This window comes from Halomonas koreensis, from assembly GCF_031451675.1.
Taxonomy (GTDB): Bacteria; Pseudomonadota; Gammaproteobacteria; order Pseudomonadales; family Halomonadaceae; genus Halomonas; species Halomonas koreensis.
Genome location: NZ_JARWAK010000011.1, coordinates 36,151 through 51,681 on the forward strand (window position 1 = coordinate 36,151; position 15,531 = coordinate 51,681).

General features: G+C 70.8%; 15 protein-coding genes and 2 tRNA genes. 10 read left to right on the forward strand and 7 right to left on the reverse strand.

Annotation, left to right across the window (positions count from 1 at the left end; translation table 11 throughout):
* Window positions 1–160: 160 nt before the first annotated feature.
* Complete coding sequence (gene tdh, locus QC818_RS12765) at window positions 161–1,186, reverse strand: L-threonine 3-dehydrogenase (protein WP_309653255.1); 1,026 nt, start codon at window positions 1,184–1,186, stop codon at window positions 161–163.
* 147 nt (window positions 1,187–1,333) lie between these two features.
* On the opposite strand from tdh, the gene QC818_RS12770 reads away from it, so the two are divergent.
* On the forward strand, window positions 1,334–1,909 hold the full coding sequence (locus QC818_RS12770) for a helix-turn-helix domain-containing protein (protein ID WP_309653256.1): 576 nt from the start codon (window positions 1,334–1,336) through the stop codon (window positions 1,907–1,909).
* A 56-nt stretch (window positions 1,910–1,965) separates the two neighbouring features.
* On the opposite strand, the gene QC818_RS12775 is transcribed toward QC818_RS12770, so the two are convergent.
* The 5 genes from QC818_RS12775 to hemA all read right to left on the reverse strand — a co-directional run bounded on the left by QC818_RS12775 (window position 1,966) and on the right by hemA (window position 6,594).
* Entirely contained in the window at window positions 1,966–2,712 is a 747-nt protein-coding gene (locus QC818_RS12775; protein WP_309653374.1) for a HesA/MoeB/ThiF family protein, read from the reverse strand.
* A 5-nt stretch (window positions 2,713–2,717) separates the two neighbouring features.
* Complete coding sequence (locus tag QC818_RS12780; RefSeq protein WP_309653257.1) at window positions 2,718–3,218, reverse strand: Lrp/AsnC ligand binding domain-containing protein; 501 nt, start codon at window positions 3,216–3,218, stop codon at window positions 2,718–2,720.
* Window positions 3,219–3,393: 175 nt separating this feature from the next.
* Entirely contained in the window at window positions 3,394–4,224 is an 831-nt protein-coding gene (gene prmC, locus QC818_RS12785) for a peptide chain release factor N(5)-glutamine methyltransferase (RefSeq protein WP_309653258.1), read from the reverse strand.
* Entirely contained in the window at window positions 4,224–5,315 is a 1,092-nt protein-coding gene (prfA, locus tag QC818_RS12790; protein WP_309653259.1) for a peptide chain release factor 1, read from the reverse strand. The genes prmC and prfA overlap by 1 nt, the downstream gene beginning before the upstream one ends.
* A 10-nt stretch (window positions 5,316–5,325) precedes the next feature.
* On the reverse strand, window positions 5,326–6,594 hold the full coding sequence (gene hemA, locus QC818_RS12795) for a glutamyl-tRNA reductase (protein ID WP_309653260.1): 1,269 nt from the start codon (window positions 6,592–6,594) through the stop codon (window positions 5,326–5,328).
* A 205-nt stretch (window positions 6,595–6,799) separates the two neighbouring features.
* On the opposite strand from hemA, the gene QC818_RS12800 reads away from it, so the two are divergent.
* The 9 genes from QC818_RS12800 to QC818_RS12840 all read left to right on the forward strand — a co-directional run bounded on the left by QC818_RS12800 (window position 6,800) and on the right by QC818_RS12840 (window position 14,006).
* Window positions 6,800–8,524 (forward strand): tetratricopeptide repeat protein, encoded by a 1,725-nt coding sequence (locus QC818_RS12800; protein WP_309653261.1) that lies wholly within the window; start codon window positions 6,800–6,802, stop codon window positions 8,522–8,524.
* Window positions 8,525–8,546: 22 nt separating this feature from the next.
* Complete coding sequence (gene lolB, locus QC818_RS12805; protein ID WP_309653262.1) at window positions 8,547–9,167, forward strand: lipoprotein insertase outer membrane protein LolB; 621 nt, start codon at window positions 8,547–8,549, stop codon at window positions 9,165–9,167.
* Window positions 9,160–10,017 carry a 4-(cytidine 5'-diphospho)-2-C-methyl-D-erythritol kinase gene (ispE, locus tag QC818_RS12810; RefSeq protein ID WP_309653263.1) on the forward strand — a complete coding sequence of 286 codons (858 nt, stop codon included), beginning with the start codon at window positions 9,160–9,162 and terminating at the stop codon, window positions 10,015–10,017. Before lolB ends, ispE begins: the two co-directional genes overlap by 8 nt.
* A 51-nt stretch (window positions 10,018–10,068) precedes the next feature.
* A tRNA-Gln gene (locus QC818_RS12815) sits at window positions 10,069–10,143 on the forward strand.
* A 62-nt stretch (window positions 10,144–10,205) separates the two neighbouring features.
* Complete coding sequence (locus QC818_RS12820) at window positions 10,206–11,147, forward strand: ribose-phosphate pyrophosphokinase (protein ID WP_309653264.1); 942 nt, start codon at window positions 10,206–10,208, stop codon at window positions 11,145–11,147.
* Window positions 11,148–11,246: 99 nt separating this feature from the next.
* Complete coding sequence (locus tag QC818_RS12825; protein WP_309653265.1) at window positions 11,247–11,906, forward strand: 50S ribosomal protein L25/general stress protein Ctc; 660 nt, start codon at window positions 11,247–11,249, stop codon at window positions 11,904–11,906.
* A 134-nt stretch (window positions 11,907–12,040) separates the two neighbouring features.
* Window positions 12,041–12,625: an aminoacyl-tRNA hydrolase gene (gene pth / locus QC818_RS12830; protein WP_309653266.1), complete on the forward strand. Its 585-nt coding sequence runs from the start codon at window positions 12,041–12,043 to the stop codon at window positions 12,623–12,625.
* A 157-nt stretch (window positions 12,626–12,782) separates the two neighbouring features.
* The gene (ychF, locus tag QC818_RS12835) at window positions 12,783–13,874 is read left to right on the forward strand and encodes a redox-regulated ATPase YchF (RefSeq protein WP_309653267.1); all 1,092 of its coding nucleotides are present in this window, start codon (window positions 12,783–12,785) and stop codon (window positions 13,872–13,874) included.
* A 55-nt stretch (window positions 13,875–13,929) separates the two neighbouring features.
* A tRNA-Met gene (locus QC818_RS12840) sits at window positions 13,930–14,006 on the forward strand.
* Window positions 14,007–14,185: 179 nt separating this feature from the next.
* Here QC818_RS12840 and QC818_RS12845 read toward each other — a convergent pair.
* On the reverse strand, window positions 14,186–15,487 hold the full coding sequence (locus tag QC818_RS12845; protein WP_309653268.1) for a M18 family aminopeptidase: 1,302 nt from the start codon (window positions 15,485–15,487) through the stop codon (window positions 14,186–14,188).
* Window positions 15,488–15,531 lie beyond the last annotated feature (44 nt).

Consider the following 15,531-nt stretch of genomic DNA (forward strand, 5'->3'; position numbering starts at 1 on the left):
GAGCGTCTCCGGTGACAGGTCCCGGCGTGCCGGACCATCGCGAGCCCCATCCCTGGGCGCTACCGACGCCGTCCGGAGCGGTGCTCCGCCCCATGGCGCGGGCCCCTCGCGACTCCTTGTCCCCGGCACGCATCTCTTGCGGGCACTATGCGTAGATCGATCAATCCCAGTTGAGGATCACCTTGCTGGCCTCGCCGGCCAGCATGGCCTGGAAGCCCTGCTCGAAGTCGGCATAGGGCAGGCGATGGGTGATCACCGGCGAGATGTCCATGCCGGACTCCACCATCACCGACATCTTGTACCAGGTCTCGTACATCTCCCGGCCGTAGACCCCCTTGATGGTCAGCATGTTGAAGATCACGGTGTTCCAGTCGATGGCCAGCTCCTCGGTGGGAATGCCGAGCATCGCCACCTTGCCGCCGTGGCACATGTTGGCGAGCATGTCCTGGAAGGCCGCGGGGCTGCCGGACATCTCCAGGCCCACGTCGAAGCCCTCGGTCATGCCCAGCGAGCGCTGCACCTCGGCCAGGCTCTCCTCCCGGACATCGACGGTGCGCGTGGCACCGAGGGTGCGGGCCAGCGCCAGCCGGGCCGGATTCAGGTCGGTCACCACCACGTGGCGGGCGCCGGCGTGGCGGCACACGGCGGCGGCCATGGCGCCGATCGGCCCGGCGCCGGTGATCAGCACGTCCTCGCCCAGGACATCGAACTGCAGGGCGGTGTGCACCGCATTGCCCAGCGGATCGAACAGCGCCGCCACGTCCAGGTCGATGCCGGGGCGGTGCTCCCAGACGTTGGACATCGGCAGGGCCACGTACTCGGCGAAGGCACCGGGCCGGTTCACGCCGATGCCCCGGGTATGGGCGCACAGGTGGCGGCGGCCCGCCAGGCAGTTGCGGCAGCGGCCGCAGACCACGTGCCCCTCCCCCGAGACGATCTGACCGGGGTGGAAGTCGTTGACGTTGGAGCCCACCTCGACGATCTCGCCGACGAACTCGTGGCCGACCACCATGGGCACCGGAATGGTCTGCTGCGCCCAGCTGTCCCAGTTGTAGATGTGCAGATCGGTGCCGCAGATCGCCGTGCGCTTGACCCGCACCAGGACATCGTTGATGCCGACCTCGGGCTCGGGCACATCCTCCAGCCAGAGCCCGGGGGACGCCTCTCGCTTGACCAGCGCCTTCATACGCGCCTCCTCGATTCCATGAATGGGGTCCTCCCTGACTGGCAATCCCCGCCGAGAGGGCTACCATGGAGGAATTAATTCCAGCATAGTGGAATAAGTGCACTATGCAAGAATAAATTCCATCATATTGAACAAGGAGACCCGCAGGTGACCACGACGCCTCCGACCTCGAGCGGCGGTCAGCTGCTCTGCGACCGCGTCATCGAGCTGCGCAAGCAGCGCGGCCTGACCCTGGACCAGCTGGCGTCCGCCTGCGGGGTCAGCCGCTCGATGCTCAGCCAGATCGAGCGCGGGCGCGCCAACCCCACCCTGGCGGTGACCCTGCGCATCGCCCAGGCCTTCGGACTGAGCATCGGCGACTTGGTCGACCAGCCGTGGACCGCCTCCAGCATCGAAGTGGTGCGCGGCGACGACGCCACCCACCTGTTCCGCGACGATCGCGAGTGCCGGATCCGCACCCTGTCGCCGTTGCACCTGGAGAAGCACGTGGAGTTCTACGAGCTGCGCATCGCGCCCCAGGCCAGCCTGCGCAGCGCCCCGCACTTCGAGGGCACACGGGAATTATTGACCATTACCCGGGGGCGCGCCCGGGTCGTGGCCGGCGACAACGAGTGCCAGCTGGGGGAAGGGGATTCGGCGCACTATCATGCCGACCAGGAGCACGTCATCGAGAACGAGAGCGACGAGGAACTGCTGGCCTTCCTGGTGGTGACCTACGAATAGCGTGCGGGGTAAGGGGCGAGGAGCCCGACACGGCGCCTCGCGGGTGCGTCAGCCAGTCAGTCGCCGCACACCGGGCAGGCGGGATCCCGGGGCACCCGGAAATGGCGCCACTGGCCGCCCAGGCCGTCGAAGGTGGAGAGTCCGCGATGGGGCTGGCCGGCGCCGCTGATCAGCTTCAGGGCCTCCAGGGCCTGAAAGCAGCCGATCAGGCCGACCAGGGGGGCGACCACGCCGTTCTCGGCGCAGCGCAGTTCCTCGTCGCCGCCCTCGCCGGGCGGATAGAGGCAGGCGTAGCAGGGCGACTCGGCATCGCGGGGATCGAAGACCGCCAGCTGGCCGGAGAAGCGGATCGCCGCGCCGGACACCAGGGGCACCCCGGCCTCGCGGCAGGCAGCATTGACGGCATAGCGGCTCTCGAAGCGATCGGTGCAGTCGAGCACCACGTCGGCATCGGCCACCGCGGCGGCCAGGGCCTCGCCCGTGAGCCGCGCGGTGACGGCACGCACCTCGCAGCCCGGGTTCACCGCCAGGGCCGCCTCCCGGGCGGACTCGGCCTTGGGCCGATCGAGGTCGGCGGTGCCATGGGCGATCTGGCGTTGCAGGTTGGAGAGCTCGACGGTGTCGTCGTCGGCCAGGGTCAGCCGGCCGACGCCGGCGGCGGCGAGGTACAGCGCCACCGGCGACCCCAGCCCGCCGGCGCCGACCACCAGGGCGTGCCCGGCCAGCAGGCGCTCCTGGCCGGCGATGTCGATCTGCTCGAGCATGATCTGTCGGCTGTAGCGCAGCAGCGCCTGGTCATTCATCGCGCTCACTTGCCCTCGAACTCCTCGATGTCGGGAACGTGCAGGGAGAATTCCTCCTTGACCTCCTCCATCACCACGTAGCTCTTGGACTCCTTGACCCCGGGAAGGGTCAGCACCACCTCGCCGAGCAGCTGGCGATAGGCCGACATCTCGGGGATCCGGCACTTGAGGATATAGTCGAACTGGCCCGATACCAGGTGGCATTCCTGGATCTGGGGCAGCTTGGCCACGGCGCGACGGAACTCGTCGAACACCGAGGGCGACTGGGTCTCCAGGCTGATCTCGACGAACACCAGCAGGTTGGCCTTCAGGGCTCGGGGGTCGAGCTGTGCCTTGTAGCCGCGGATCACCCCGGCGCGCTCCAGGCGCTTGACGCGCTCCAGGCAGGGGGTGGTGGACAGGCCGACCTGGGAGGCCAGGTCGACGTAGGAGATGCGGGCGTTTTCCTGCAGGCAGCGCAGGATCTTGAGGTCGATACGGTCGAGCGAGCGAGTCTTGGTTTTCATTGTGGTCCTGGCACGCCGGTCAGCGTTGTCGATCGAGCCACGGCCGAGCTTTCACCGGATCATCACCGCAAAACGGCAAGGTTCTGGCATGGATGCATGAATAGTCGGCGGTGGCTGGCGTTTTTTTCTGTTTTTAGGTGTACCACACCCGCCGGGGCCGCCTCCAGCCCCGCGCTCAACGCCGCCCCAGGCTGACCCGCTCCAGCCCGGCCAGGTCGCGCCGGCTGGCCACCGCCCGGTAGCCCGCCGCGGTCAGGGCGGCACGCACCGCCGCGCCCTGCTCGGCGCCGTGCTCCAGCGCCAGCCAGCCGCCGGGCTCGAGGTGCGCCCGAGCCGAGGCCACCAGGTGGCGCAGGTCGGCCAGGCCGCCGTCCGCCGCCACCAGGGCGCTGCGCGGCTCGAAACGCACGTCGCCGCGCGCCAGGTGGGGATCGTCGTCGGCCAGGTAGGGGGGATTGGAAACGATCATCGCGAAGCGCTCGTCGGCCAGCGCCGCGAACCAGTCGCTGACCACAAAGCGCGCATTGGGGATCCCCAGCCGCTCGGCGTTGCCGGTCGCCAGGGCCACCGCCTCGGGGCGCAGATCGACGCCGGTCACCGCCCAGCCCGGCCGCTCGCTGGCGAAGGCCAGCGCCACCGCACCGGTGCCGGTGCCCAGGTCGAGCAGGCGCCCGGCGTCGCCCGCCTCGGCCAGGGCGGCCTCCACCAGGGTCTCGGTGTCCGGGCGGGGGATCAGGGTCGCCGGCGAGGTGGCCAGCGGCAGGCCCCAGAACTCGCGCTCGCCGGTCAGGTGAGCCACCGGCCGCCCCTCGGCCCGGGCCGTGACCAGCGCCGCGAAGCGCGTCTCGTCGTCCGGCGCGGCTTCCCTGTCGCCCCAGGTGTAGAGCCAGGTGCGGTCGACCCCGAGCACATGGCACAGCAGCACCTCGGCGTCGAGCCGCGCGCTTGGCGAGCCGGCGTCGCGCAGGCGCTGGGCGGCCCGGGCCAGCAGCAGGTCGAGGCGCATCACCCCTCCTGCTGCAGCGCCGCCAGCTGCTCGGCCTGGTACTCGTGGATCAGCGGCTCGATCACCTCGTCGAGCTGCTCGCCGCCGATCACCTCGCCGAGCTTGTAGAGGGTCAGGTTGATACGGTGGTCGGTGACCCGCCCCTGGGGAAAGTTGTAGGTGCGGATGCGCTCGCTGCGATCGCCGGAGCCCACCAGCGAGCGGCGCTCGTCGGCCTGCTGCTGGCGCTGGCTGTCCTGGGCGGCCTGCTTGAGGCGGGCGGCCAGCAGCGACATCGCCTTGGCGCGGTTCTTGTGCTGGCTGCGCTCCTCCTGGCACTCGACCACCACCCCGGTGGGCAGGTGGGTGAGGCGGATCGCCGAGTCGGTGGTGTTGACGTGCTGGCCGCCGGCGCCGCTGGCGCGGAAGGTGTCGACGCGCAGGTCGTTGGGATCGATGGCCACGTCGCCGACCTCGTCGGCCTCGGCCATCACCGCCACGGTGCAGGCCGAGGTGTGGATGCGCCCCTGGGACTCGGTGGCCGGCACCCGCTGCACCCGGTGGGCGCCGGACTCGAACTTGAGCCGGCCATAGACGCCCTCGCCCTTGATCCGCGAGATGATCTCCTTGTAGCCGCCCTGGTCGCCGTGGCTGGCGCTGACCACCTCGACCTTCCAGTCGTGCTGCTCGGCGTAGCGGGAATACATGCGGAACAGGTCGCCGGCGAACAGCGCCGCCTCGTCGCCGCCGGTGCCGGCGCGGATCTCCAGGAAGACGTTGCCGGCGTCGTCGGGGTCGCGGGGGATCAGCAGCTGCTTGAGCCGCCCCTCCATGGCCTCGAGGCGCCGGCGGCCCTCGTCGAGTTCCAGTTCGGCCATCTCGCGCATCTCGGCATCGGCATCGTCGGCCAGGGCCCGGGCCGCCTCGATATCGCCCTCCACGCCACGATACTCGCCCCAGGCCTCGACCAGGGGCTCGAGTTCGGCGTACTCGCGGGAATAGTCGCGGAAGCGGGCCTGGTCGGCGATCACCTCGGGGTCCGCGAGCAGGGCGGCGAGTTCCTCGAAGCGCTCGGTGAAGGCGTCGAGTCGCTGACGCAGGGAAGCTTTCATCCAGGATGTCCTATCGGGAAGTGTCGGAAGGGGCGTCCAGCAGCAGCGCCGAGGCCGCCTCCAGCAGCTCCTGGCGCTCGTCGCTGGCGGCCTCGCGCAGGGCGACGGTGGGGCGATGGAGCAGACGGTTGGTCAGCTGGTGGGCGAGCCGCTGGACCACCGCCTCGGGATCCTCGCCCCGGGCCAACCGCGCCAGGGCCTCGTCCCGGGCCCGGTCGCGCAGCGCCTCACCGCGGGCGCGGACGTCGCGGATCAGCTCGCCGCCGCTGCGCAGCCGCCGCTGATGCTGCCAGCGATCCACGCCATGCTCGATCAGCGACTCGGCCTGGTCGGCGGCCACCTGGCGATGGCGGCGGTTCTCCTCGATGACCTCCTCGAGATCGTCGACGGTATAGAGGAAGACGTCGGAGAGCCGCCCCACCTCGGGCTCGATGTCCCGAGGCACGGCGATGTCGACCATGAATACCGGCCGGTGGCGGCGCCGCTTGAGCGCCCGCTCCATCATGCCCTTGCCGAGGATCGGCAGCGGGGCGGCGGTGGAGGCGATGACGATGTCCGCCTCGACCAGGGCCTCGGGAATCTCGTCGAGGGTCACCGCCTCGCCGCCCAGGGGCGCGGCGAGCTGGTCGGCGCGCTCGCGGGTGCGATTGGCCACGGTCAGCCGGCGCACCCCGGCCTCGTGGAGGTGGCGCGCCACCAGCTCGATGGTCTCGCCGGCGCCGATCAGCAGCGCCGAGGCGCGGGAGAAGTCGTCGAAGATGCGGCTGGCCAGGCTGACCGCGGCGTAGGCCACCGACACCGGGTTCTGGCCGATGCCGGTCTCGGTGCGCACCTCCTTGGCCACGGCGAAGGTCTGCTGGAAGAGGCACTCCAGCTCACCGCCCATGCCGCGGGTGCGCCGCGCCACCTGGTAGGCCTCCTTGAGCTGCCCCAGGATCTGCGGCTCGCCCAGCACCATGGAATCCAGCCCCACCGCGACCCGCATCAGGTGACGGGCCGCCTCGTCGTCCAGGTAATGGTAGGCGCAGCGTGCCAGCGCCTCCACCTCCAGGCCGTGGAAGCGGCCCAGCCAGGCCAGGATCGCCTGCTCGCCGGCCTCCGCGGTGACGCAGTACAGCTCGGTGCGATTGCAGGTGGACAGCACCGCGGCCTCCTGCACCTCGGGCAGCACGCGTAGCTCGTCCAGCGCGGCCTCGAGCTGCGCGGGGCTGAAGGCGACCTGCTCGCGCACCTCGACGGTCGCGGTCCGGTGATTGATTCCCAGGGCAAGAAGGGTCATGCGTGTCGGCGTCTTCGCGATAGTGATCCGGCGTCCTCGGGCGGAGGGTGGCATGGCCTCGCCACCGATCCACGGCGCAGCATTCTACCACAGCGCAGGCGCGCGGGCGCCCCGGGGCGAGTACGCGCCTTTGCCCGGACCGGCGGAGCCGTTATGCTGGCGGCTCGTCCGACTGCTCGAGACTCGCATGCCCCGCGGAGCCCCCATGACGCCTCCCCGCCGCCGCCCGCTCGCCATCCTGGCCCTGGCCTTCGCGCTGGGCGGCTGCCAGACCCCGTCGTTCGTCGACGCCCCGCCGCCGGCGGACCCGCTGGCCGGCGCCCCGCCGATCACCCGGGGCCTGGACGCCGAGGGGCTGTCGACCCTGCTCACCGCGGAGATCGCCGGCCAGCGCGGCGACTATCGCCGCGCCACCCGGGACTACCTGGCGGTCGCCGAGCGCTACCGCGCCCCGGCGCTGGCCGAGCGCGCCGCCCTGGCGGCGCGCTTCGACGAGGACACCGGCCTGCTCGAGGAGGCCGCCCGGCGCTGGCAGGCCCTGGCCCCCGACAGCGAGGCCCCGGCCCGGCTGCGGGCCAGCCTGGCGGTGCAGCGGGGCGATTGGCCGACCGCCCTGGAGCAACGCCTGGCGCTGGACGGCGGCGAGCATGACGGCGCGCTGCTGACGCTGGTGGAGAGCGCGCTGGAGGCCGGCACCCCGCCCGCGCCGATGCTGCGGCGGCTGCGCGCTCACCTGGCCGGCGGCGAGGCCGGCCTCGAACCCGCCCTGGCCACCGCCCTGCTGGAGGTCGCCGCCGGCGAGCCCCGGGCGGCCCGGCGGCGCCTGGAGACGCTGACCGACGAGCACGGCGACCGGGCCTCGCTGTGGCGGGTGCGCGGCGAGCTGGCCCTGCAGACCCAGGCGCCGGAACGGGCCCGGGAGGCCGCCCGCCAGGGGCTGGCGACCGCGCCGGGCGACCCGCGCCTGATGCTGCTGCTGGCCCGGGCCGAGATCCGCCTGGGGCGCCTCGAGGCGGCCCAGGCCAGCACCGATGCCCTGCTCGACGATCATGGCGACCGGCCGGGACTGCGGCTGGCCCTGTCGCGACTTTACCTCGAGGAGGGCGCCCCCGAGGCGGCACGGCGGCTGCTGCTGCCCCTGGCCGGCGCGGACGACGCGCCCTCCGCGGCCTTCCTGCTGCTGGGCGGCATCGCCGAGCAGCAGGGGGAGGTCGACAACGCCCTCCTCTATTACCGCCAGGTGCCCGAGGGCGAGAACTTCCTGCTCGCCCGGCTGCGCGCCGCCCGCATGCTGATCGAGGACGACCGGCTGCTCGACGCCCGCTCCTTCCTGCGCCTGCAGCGCCTGCGCCACCCCGACGCCGCCTCCGAGCTGATCGGCCTCGAGGTCGAGCTGCTCGACGAGGCCGGCGCCACCGCCGAGGCCGACGCCCTGCTGGACAGCCGCCTGGACCGCCACCCGGACGATGCCCGGCTGCGCTACCTGCGCGCCATGCGCGCCTATCAGGACGGCGACCTGGCCGGCCTTGAGGCCGACCTGCGCGCCATCATCGCGCGCGACCCGGACAACGCCAACGCCCTCAACGCCCTGGGCTACACCCTGGCCGACGAAGATATCGAGGGCCGGCTCGACGAGGCCCGGGAGCTGATCGAGCGCGCCCACGCTCTGGCCCCCGACAACCCGGCGATCCTCGACAGCCTGGGCTGGGTCCGCTATCGCCAGGGCGACCCCGAAGCCGCCCTGCCCTGGCTTGAGCGCGCCTGGGAGGCCATGCCCGACCAGGAGGTCGCCGCCCACCTGATCGAGGTGCTGTGGATCCTCGGCGAGCGCGAGCGAGCCCGCGAGCTGGCGGCCGACGCCCTGGAACGCTTCGACCGCCGCCCGCGAATCGACGAGCTGCTCGAGCGCCTCCCCGCCCTCGCGCCCTGACACCGACGCCATGGAACCGACGATGCGACGCCCCGCTTGCTGCCTCCTTACCGGGCTGGTCCTCGCCCTGACCCTGCTGACCGGCTGCGCCAGCCGCGCCCCGGCTCCCGACGCCCCCCGCGCCGAGGGCGACTGGCAGGCCCAGCGCGACCGCCTGGCCGACCTCGAGACCTGGGAACTGACCGGCAAGGCCGGGCTGCGCACCCCCGAGGACAGCACCAGCGCCAACCTCGACTGGCGCCAGACGCCCTACCATTTCCGCATCCTGCTCAGCGGCCCCTTCGGCAGCGGCCGCAGCGTCCTGGAAGGCCGCCAGGGGCGGGTCTCGCTGACCACCGGCGAGGGCCGCTTCGAGGCCGCGAGCCCCGAGGCGCTGATGCGCCAGCGCCTCGGCTGGTCGCTGCCGGTGGCCGCGCTCGGCGACTGGGTTCGCGGCCTGCCGGCCGCGGACCGGCCGCACCGCCTGGAGCGCGACGCCAAGGGGTTCCCGGCCCGGCTCGAGCAGGACGGCTGGACCATCGACTATCGCGACTGGACTCGCGCCGGCGGCCTGTGGCTGCCCCGCCGCATGGCCCTGAGCTATGGCGACCTGGACGTCACCCTGGTGGTGACCCGCTGGCGACCGGAGGCGAGCGATGCCTGATACCGCCCGCCTCCGCCTGCCGGCGCCGGCCAAGCTCAACCGCATGCTGCACATCACCGGCCGTCGCGGCGACGGCTACCACGAGCTGCAGACCCTGTTCCAGTTCCTCGACCACGGCGACACCCTGAGCCTGGCGCCGCGGGACGACGGCGAGCTGCGCCTGACGCCGACGCTTCCCGGCGTCGCCGACGGCGACAACCTGATCCTGCGCGCCGCCCGGGCGCTGCGCGAGGCGACCGGCTGCCGGCGCGGCGCCGACCTCCACCTGGAGAAACGCCTGCCCATGGGCGGCGGCCTGGGCGGCGGCAGCAGCGACGCCGCCACCGCCCTGCTCGGGCTGAACCGCCTCTGGGGACTCGAGCTGTCGCTCGACGCCCTCGCCGAGCTGGGCCTGACCCTGGGCGCCGACGTGCCGGTCTTCGTGCGCGGCCACGCCGCCTGGGCCGAGGGCGTGGGCGAGCGGCTGACGCCGGTGACGCTCGACAGCCCCTGGTTCGTGGTCGTCCACCCCGGTGTGGCGGTCGCCACCCCGGCGGTGTTCCAGGCGCCGCAATTGACACGCGACACCCCCCCGATTACCATGGCGCGCGCACTTCAGGGGGGAACGGCGAGCTGGCGCAACGACTGCGAGCCCACGGTCCGGGAGCTGCATCCCGAGATCGGCGAAGCGCTCGACTGGTTGCGCGACCGGGCACCGGCCATGCTCACCGGAACCGGCGCCTGTGTCTTCGCCCGACTGGACCGGGAAGCCGACGCCCAGGCGCTGCTGGCCGAGATGCCGTCGCGCTGGCAGGCCTTCGCGGCGCGGGGGCGCAATCGCTCTCCTCTCCATGATGCTCTGGATCGATGACCGCCCCGTCCACGGCGGCCCCAAGGTTCGATCCGGCACGGTAAAGGTTGCTGGGGTATAGCCAAGCGGTAAGGCAGCGGTTTTTGGTATCGCCATGCGCAGGTTCGAATCCTGCTACCCCAGCCATTTCCCTTCCGGACGATCCCGATCCGAACCCTGATGTCCCAACACTGCAAAGGTGGCTGCGCGTGTCAAATTTGATGGTTTTCGCCGGGAACGCCAATCCCGAACTCGCCCAGAAGGTCGCCGAGAGCCTGGACAACCGGCTGGGCAACGCCACGGTCGGCCAGTTCAGCGACGGCGAAGTCGCGGTCGAGATCAACGAGAACGTGCGCGGCAAGGATGTCTTCGTCCTGCAGCCCACCTGTGCCCCGACCAACGACAACCTGATGGAAATGATCCTGATGGTGGACGCCCTGCGCCGGGCCTCCGCCAGCCGGGTCACCGCCGTGGTGCCCTACTTCGGCTACGCCCGTCAGGACCGTCGCGTCCGCTCCGCCCGGGTGCCGATCTCCGCCAAGATCGTCGCCGACATGATGGTCAAGGCCGGCGTCGACCGGGTGATGACCATGGATCTTCACGCCGACCAGATCCAGGGCTTCTTCGACGTGCCGGTGGACAACGTCTACGGCTCGCCGATCCTGCTCGATGACATCGAGCGCCAGAACTACGACGACCTGGTGGTGGTTTCCCCGGACGTGGGCGGCGTGGTCCGCGCCCGCGCCATCGCCAAGCAGCTCAACGCCGATCTCGCCATCATCGACAAGCGCCGCCCCCAGGCCAACCAGGCCCAGGTGATGCACATCATCGGCGAGATCCAGGACCGCACCTGCGTGGTGGTCGACGACATGATCGACACCGCCGGCACCCTGTGCAAGGCCGGCGAGGCGCTCAAGGATCACGGCGCCCGCCGCGTGGTGGCCTACGCCACCCACCCGATCCTGTCCGGCCCGGCGGTCGACAACATCACCGGCTCGGTGCTCGACGAGGTGGTGGTCACCGACACCATCCCGCTGGCCGAGCCGGCGCGGCGCAGCGGCCGCATCCGTCAGCTCAGCGTGGCCGGCCTGATCGCCGAGGCGATCCGCCGGGTCAGCAACGAGGAATCCGTCAGCGCCATGTTCCACTGAGGAACGGGCGCCGGAACGTGCCCTTCGGGGCGTCCGGAAGCGTCGGGGTCTGGTCGCGGGCCCCGGCGTCTTCCCTACTTCAAAGCAAGAGGCAACTCCATGTCCGATTACACTCTCACAGCCAGCGTTCGCAGCGACCTGGGGAAAGGTGCGAGCCGCCGCCTGCGTCGCGCGAACCAGCAGGTGCCGGCCATCATCTATGGTGGCGAGCAGGCACCCGAGACCATCGCCGTCGACAAGACCGCCTTCTACAAGGCGATCGAGGAAGAGGCCTTCTTCTCTTCCGTGATCAACCTGGAAGTGGACGGCAAGGCCCAGCAGGTCGTGGTGCGTGACCTCCAGCGTCACCCCTACAAGCCGCTGGTCACCCACGCCGACTTCATGCGCGTCGACGCCACTCACGAGATCACCATGCGCGTGCCGCTGCACGTGGTGAACGCCGAGACCGCCAAGGGCATCAAGGACGAGGGCGGCGAGCTGCACGTCCTGGCCAACGAGGTCGAGGTCAGCTGCCTGCCCAAGAACCTGCCGGACTACCTGGAAATCGACATCGCCGATGTCGCCCTGGGTACCACCCTGCACCTGTCCGACCTGACCCTGCCGGCCGGCGTGACCCTGGTCGAGCTGAGCCATGGCGAGGACCATGACCAGGCCGTGCTCAGCATCACCCAGGCCAAGGTCCGCGGCGGCGACGCCGGGGAAGGCGAAGAAGGCGAGTCCGCCGAGGGCGGCGCCGAGGACGAGGGCAGCGCCGAGTAACTCGGTATTGTCAGGGCCGCGCCTTGCGGCGCGGCCCCCTCTTCCCGATCAAGCGCTCCGGCGCTTGATTTTTTTTGGGCCCGCCGCCGGCGCGACCCCGACTCGGGTCGGCGGCTCCAGTGGAGGCAGTGAAGATGCGTCAGGTCAAAGCCATCATCGGACTGGCCAACCCCGGCCCGGACTACGAGGCCACCCGCCACAATGCCGGTGCCTGGCTGCTCGAGGCCCTGCTGCGCCAGACCGGCGGAGAGCTGCGCCCGGAGAAGAAGTTCCTGGGGCGCTACGCCCGCATCCGGCTGGACGGCGAGGACATCCACCTGCTCGAGCCCACCACCTTCATGAACCGCAGCGGCGGCGCCGTGGCGGCGCTGACGAAGTTCTTCAAGCTCGCCCCCGACGAGCTGCTGGTGGCCCACGACGAGCTGGACCTGTCGCCCGGCACGGCCCGCTACAAGACCGGGGGCGGCCACGGCGGCCACAACGGCCTGCGCGACATCGTCCGCGCCCTGGGCAACGACAAGGGCTTTCATCGCCTGCGCATCGGCATCGGCCATCCCGGCGACGCCCGCCAGGTGACCCCCTACGTGCTGGGCCGCCCCGGCAAGGGCGAACGCATCGCCATCGACGCGGCCATCGACGAGTGCCTGGCCACCCTGCCCCAGGCCGTCAGCGGCGACTGGACGAAGGCCATGCAGCGGCTGCACAGCTTTTCCGCCTGAGGCGGAAAAGCCAGCCGTAAGCTGTAAGCGATAAGCCGTAAGTTACCCCACCGCGCCGAGCGGGTTTTCTTACGGCTTAAAGCTTATGGCTTACCGCTCATGTCGAGTAGAATACCGGCCAATCGCCACCATCGAACTCTCTTTCCAGGAAGATCCCATGGGTTTCAACTGCGGTATCGTCGGCCTGCCCAACGTGGGCAAGTCCACCCTCTTCAATGCCCTGACCAAGTCGGGCATCGACGCCGAGAACTTCCCCTTCTGCACCATCGAGCCCAACGTCGGCATCGTGCCGATGCCGGATCCGCGGCTCGACCGGCTCGCCGAGATCGTCAAGCCCGAGAAGGTCATCCCCACCACCATGGAGTTCGTCGACATCGCCGGCTTGGTGGCGGGCGCCTCCAAGGGCGAGGGCCTGGGCAACCAGTTCCTGGCCAACATCCGCGAGACCCAGGCCATCGCCCACGTGGTGCGCTGCTTCGAGAACGACAACGTCATCCACGTGGCCAACCAGGTCGATCCCCGGGCCGATATCGAGACCATCAACCTGGAGCTGGCCCTGGCCGATCTGGACACCGTGGAGCGCGCCATCCAGCGCCTGGCCCGGGTCGTCAAGGGCGGCGACAAGGAGGCCATCGCCACCAAGGCGATCCTCGACCGCATCCAGCCGCACCTGGCCGAGGGCCAGCCGCTGCGCAGCTTCGGCCTCGACGACGACGAGAAGCGCCAGCTCAAGAGCTTCGGCTTCCTGACCCTCAAGCCGACCATGTACATCGCCAACGTCAACGAGGACGGCTTCGCGGACAACCCCTACCTGGACACCGTCCACGAGATCGCCGCCGAGGAAGGCGCGGTGGTGGTGCCGGTGTGCAACCAGATCGAGGCCGAGATCGCCGAGCTGGACGACGAGGAACGCGCCATGTTCCTCGACGAGATGGGCATGGAAGAACCCGGCCTGGATCGGGTGATCCGCGCCGGCTACGAGCTGCTCGGCCTGCAGACCTACTTCACCGCCGGGGTGAAGGAAGTCCGCGCCTGGACCGTCCGGCAGGGCGCCACCGCCCCCGAGGCCGCCGGGGTGATCCACACCGACTTCCAGAAGGGCTTCATCCGCGCGGAGGTGGTGGCCTACGACGACTTCGTGACCCTGGGAGGCGAACAGGGCGCCAAGGACGCCGGCAAGTGGCGCCTGGAGGGCAAGGACTACATCGTCCAGGATGGCGACGTCATCCACTTCCGCTTCAACGTCTGAGGCTCAAGTTCTTGACGGCTGGGGGCGTCACCGGTAATATTCGCCCCCGTTGTCCGGCTACGTAGCTCAGTTGGTTAGAGCACATCACTCATAATGATGGGGTCCCCTGTTCGAGTCAGGGCGTAGCCACCAGATACCGAAAAGCCCGCCTGGTTCGCCAGGCGGGCTTTTTGCGTATTAGGGGCGAGGGGCGAGGGGCGAGGGGCGAGGGGCGAGGGGCGAGGGGCGAGGGGCGAGGGGCGAGGCAGCATGATGGCTCACTCCCTACCCCTTACACCTCACTCCTTGCGCCTCGCTCCTCGCCCCCGACCTCAGGGCAACTCGCGGCGGTCGACGAAGGCGGTCAGCACCCGGGTCAGGTGCGCCACGTCCTGGCTGCCCGCGGTCTCGCGGATCGAGTGCATGGCCCACTGGGGCACCCCCACGTCCAGGGTGGGCACGCCGAGCTCGGTGGCGGTGATCGGGCCGATGGTGCTGCCGCAGCCCATGTCGGCGCGGGTCACGAAGGTTTGCACCGGCACCTCGGCCTCGCGGCACAGCGCCTTGAACAGCGCCGAGGTCGCGCTGTTGGTGGCGTAGCGCTGGTTGGCGTTGACCTTGATCACCGGGCCCGCGTTGAGCGCCGGCCCGTGGGCGGCGTCATGCTTGTCGCGGAAGTTCGGGTGCAGCGCATGGGCGTTGTCGCAGGAGATCATCCGCGAGGCCTGGATCAGGCGCAGGTAGTCCTCCTCGCCGCCCCCCTCGCCCAGCTGGGCGCAGACCCGGCGCAGCACGTCGCCGAGGAAGGGCCCCTGGGCGCCGCAGGCGCTGGCGCTGCCGACCTCCTCGTGGTCGTTGGCCACCAGCACCGCCCCCTGGGTCCCGTCACTCTCCAGCAACGCCTCCAGGCCGATGAAGCAGGACAGCAGGTTGTCCAGCCGCGCGCTGGCGATCAGCTCGCCCTCGACGCCGACCCGGGCCGGCGGCTGCATGTCGTGGAAGGCCAGCTCGAAGTCCACCACCTCGATGTCCGTCAGGTCGTGCTCGGCGGCCAGCCAGCCGCGCAGCAGGCGATCCAGGTCGGCTCCCTCGCCGCCCTGGAGGAAGACCGGCGGCATCTCGGTCTGGGCGTTGATGGCGCGCCCGTTGTTGGCCTCGCGATCCAGATGGATGGCCAGGCTGGGGATGATCGCCACCGCTCGGTCGACGTTGAGCAGCACGCCCTCCAGCCGGCCGTCGGGATGGCGCACATGGACCCGGCCGGCGAGCCCCAGGTCGCGGTCGAACCAGGGGGCCAGCAGGGCGCCGCCATAGACCTCGACGCCGAGCTGCAGCCAGCCGGCGGCGGTCTGCGCCGCCTGGGGCTTGAGGCGCAGGCCCGGGCTGTCGGTGTGGGCGCCGATCATGCGCAGCGCCGTCAGCGGCTCCCGGGGCAGCTGGAGGGCGACCAGCGAGGAATCGTTACGGGTGACGTAGACCTTCTCGCCGGGGGACAGCCGCCAGGCCTGGGTCTCGTCGAGGCGTCGATAGCCGGCGGCCTCGAGGCGCGCGGCCATGTTGGCGGTGGCGTGCCAGGGCGTGGGCGAGCGGCGCAGGAAGTCGAGCAGCCGCTCGAGTCGGGCATCCTGGGACATGAAGCTCCTCTAGTGCGGATCCTGGGGTCTTGGGAACGGGGGCG

Excerpts from the sequence above, each read along its gene's own strand:
- QC818_RS12775 (WP_309653374.1), bottom strand. The coding sequence starts at position 2,712 with ATGAATGACCAGGCGCTGCTGCGCTACAGCCGACAGATCATGCTCGAG.
- QC818_RS12780 (WP_309653257.1), bottom strand. The coding sequence starts at position 3,218 with ATGAAAACCAAGACTCGCTCGCTCGACCGTATCGACCTCAAGATCCTG.
- prfA (WP_309653259.1), bottom strand. The coding sequence starts at position 5,315 with ATGAAAGCTTCCCTGCGTCAGCGACTCGACGCCTTCACCGAGCGCTTC.
- hemA (WP_309653260.1), bottom strand. The coding sequence starts at position 6,594 with ATGACCCTTCTTGCCCTGGGAATCAATCACCGGACCGCGACCGTCGAG.
- QC818_RS12825 (WP_309653265.1), top strand. The coding sequence starts at position 11,247 with ATGTCCGATTACACTCTCACAGCCAGCGTTCGCAGCGACCTGGGGAAA.
- ychF (WP_309653267.1), top strand. The coding sequence starts at position 12,783 with ATGGGTTTCAACTGCGGTATCGTCGGCCTGCCCAACGTGGGCAAGTCC.
- QC818_RS12845 (WP_309653268.1), bottom strand. The coding sequence starts at position 15,487 with ATGTCCCAGGATGCCCGACTCGAGCGGCTGCTCGACTTCCTGCGCCGC.
- lolB (WP_309653262.1), top strand. The coding sequence starts at position 8,547 with ATGCGACGCCCCGCTTGCTGCCTCCTTACCGGGCTGGTCCTCGCCCTG.
- prmC (WP_309653258.1), bottom strand. The coding sequence starts at position 4,224 with ATGCGCCTCGACCTGCTGCTGGCCCGGGCCGCCCAGCGCCTGCGCGAC.
- pth (WP_309653266.1), top strand. The coding sequence starts at position 12,041 with ATGCGTCAGGTCAAAGCCATCATCGGACTGGCCAACCCCGGCCCGGAC.
- QC818_RS12800 (WP_309653261.1), top strand. The coding sequence starts at position 6,800 with ATGACGCCTCCCCGCCGCCGCCCGCTCGCCATCCTGGCCCTGGCCTTC.
- tdh (WP_309653255.1), bottom strand. The coding sequence starts at position 1,186 with ATGAAGGCGCTGGTCAAGCGAGAGGCGTCCCCCGGGCTCTGGCTGGAG.
- ispE (WP_309653263.1), top strand. The coding sequence starts at position 9,160 with ATGCCTGATACCGCCCGCCTCCGCCTGCCGGCGCCGGCCAAGCTCAAC.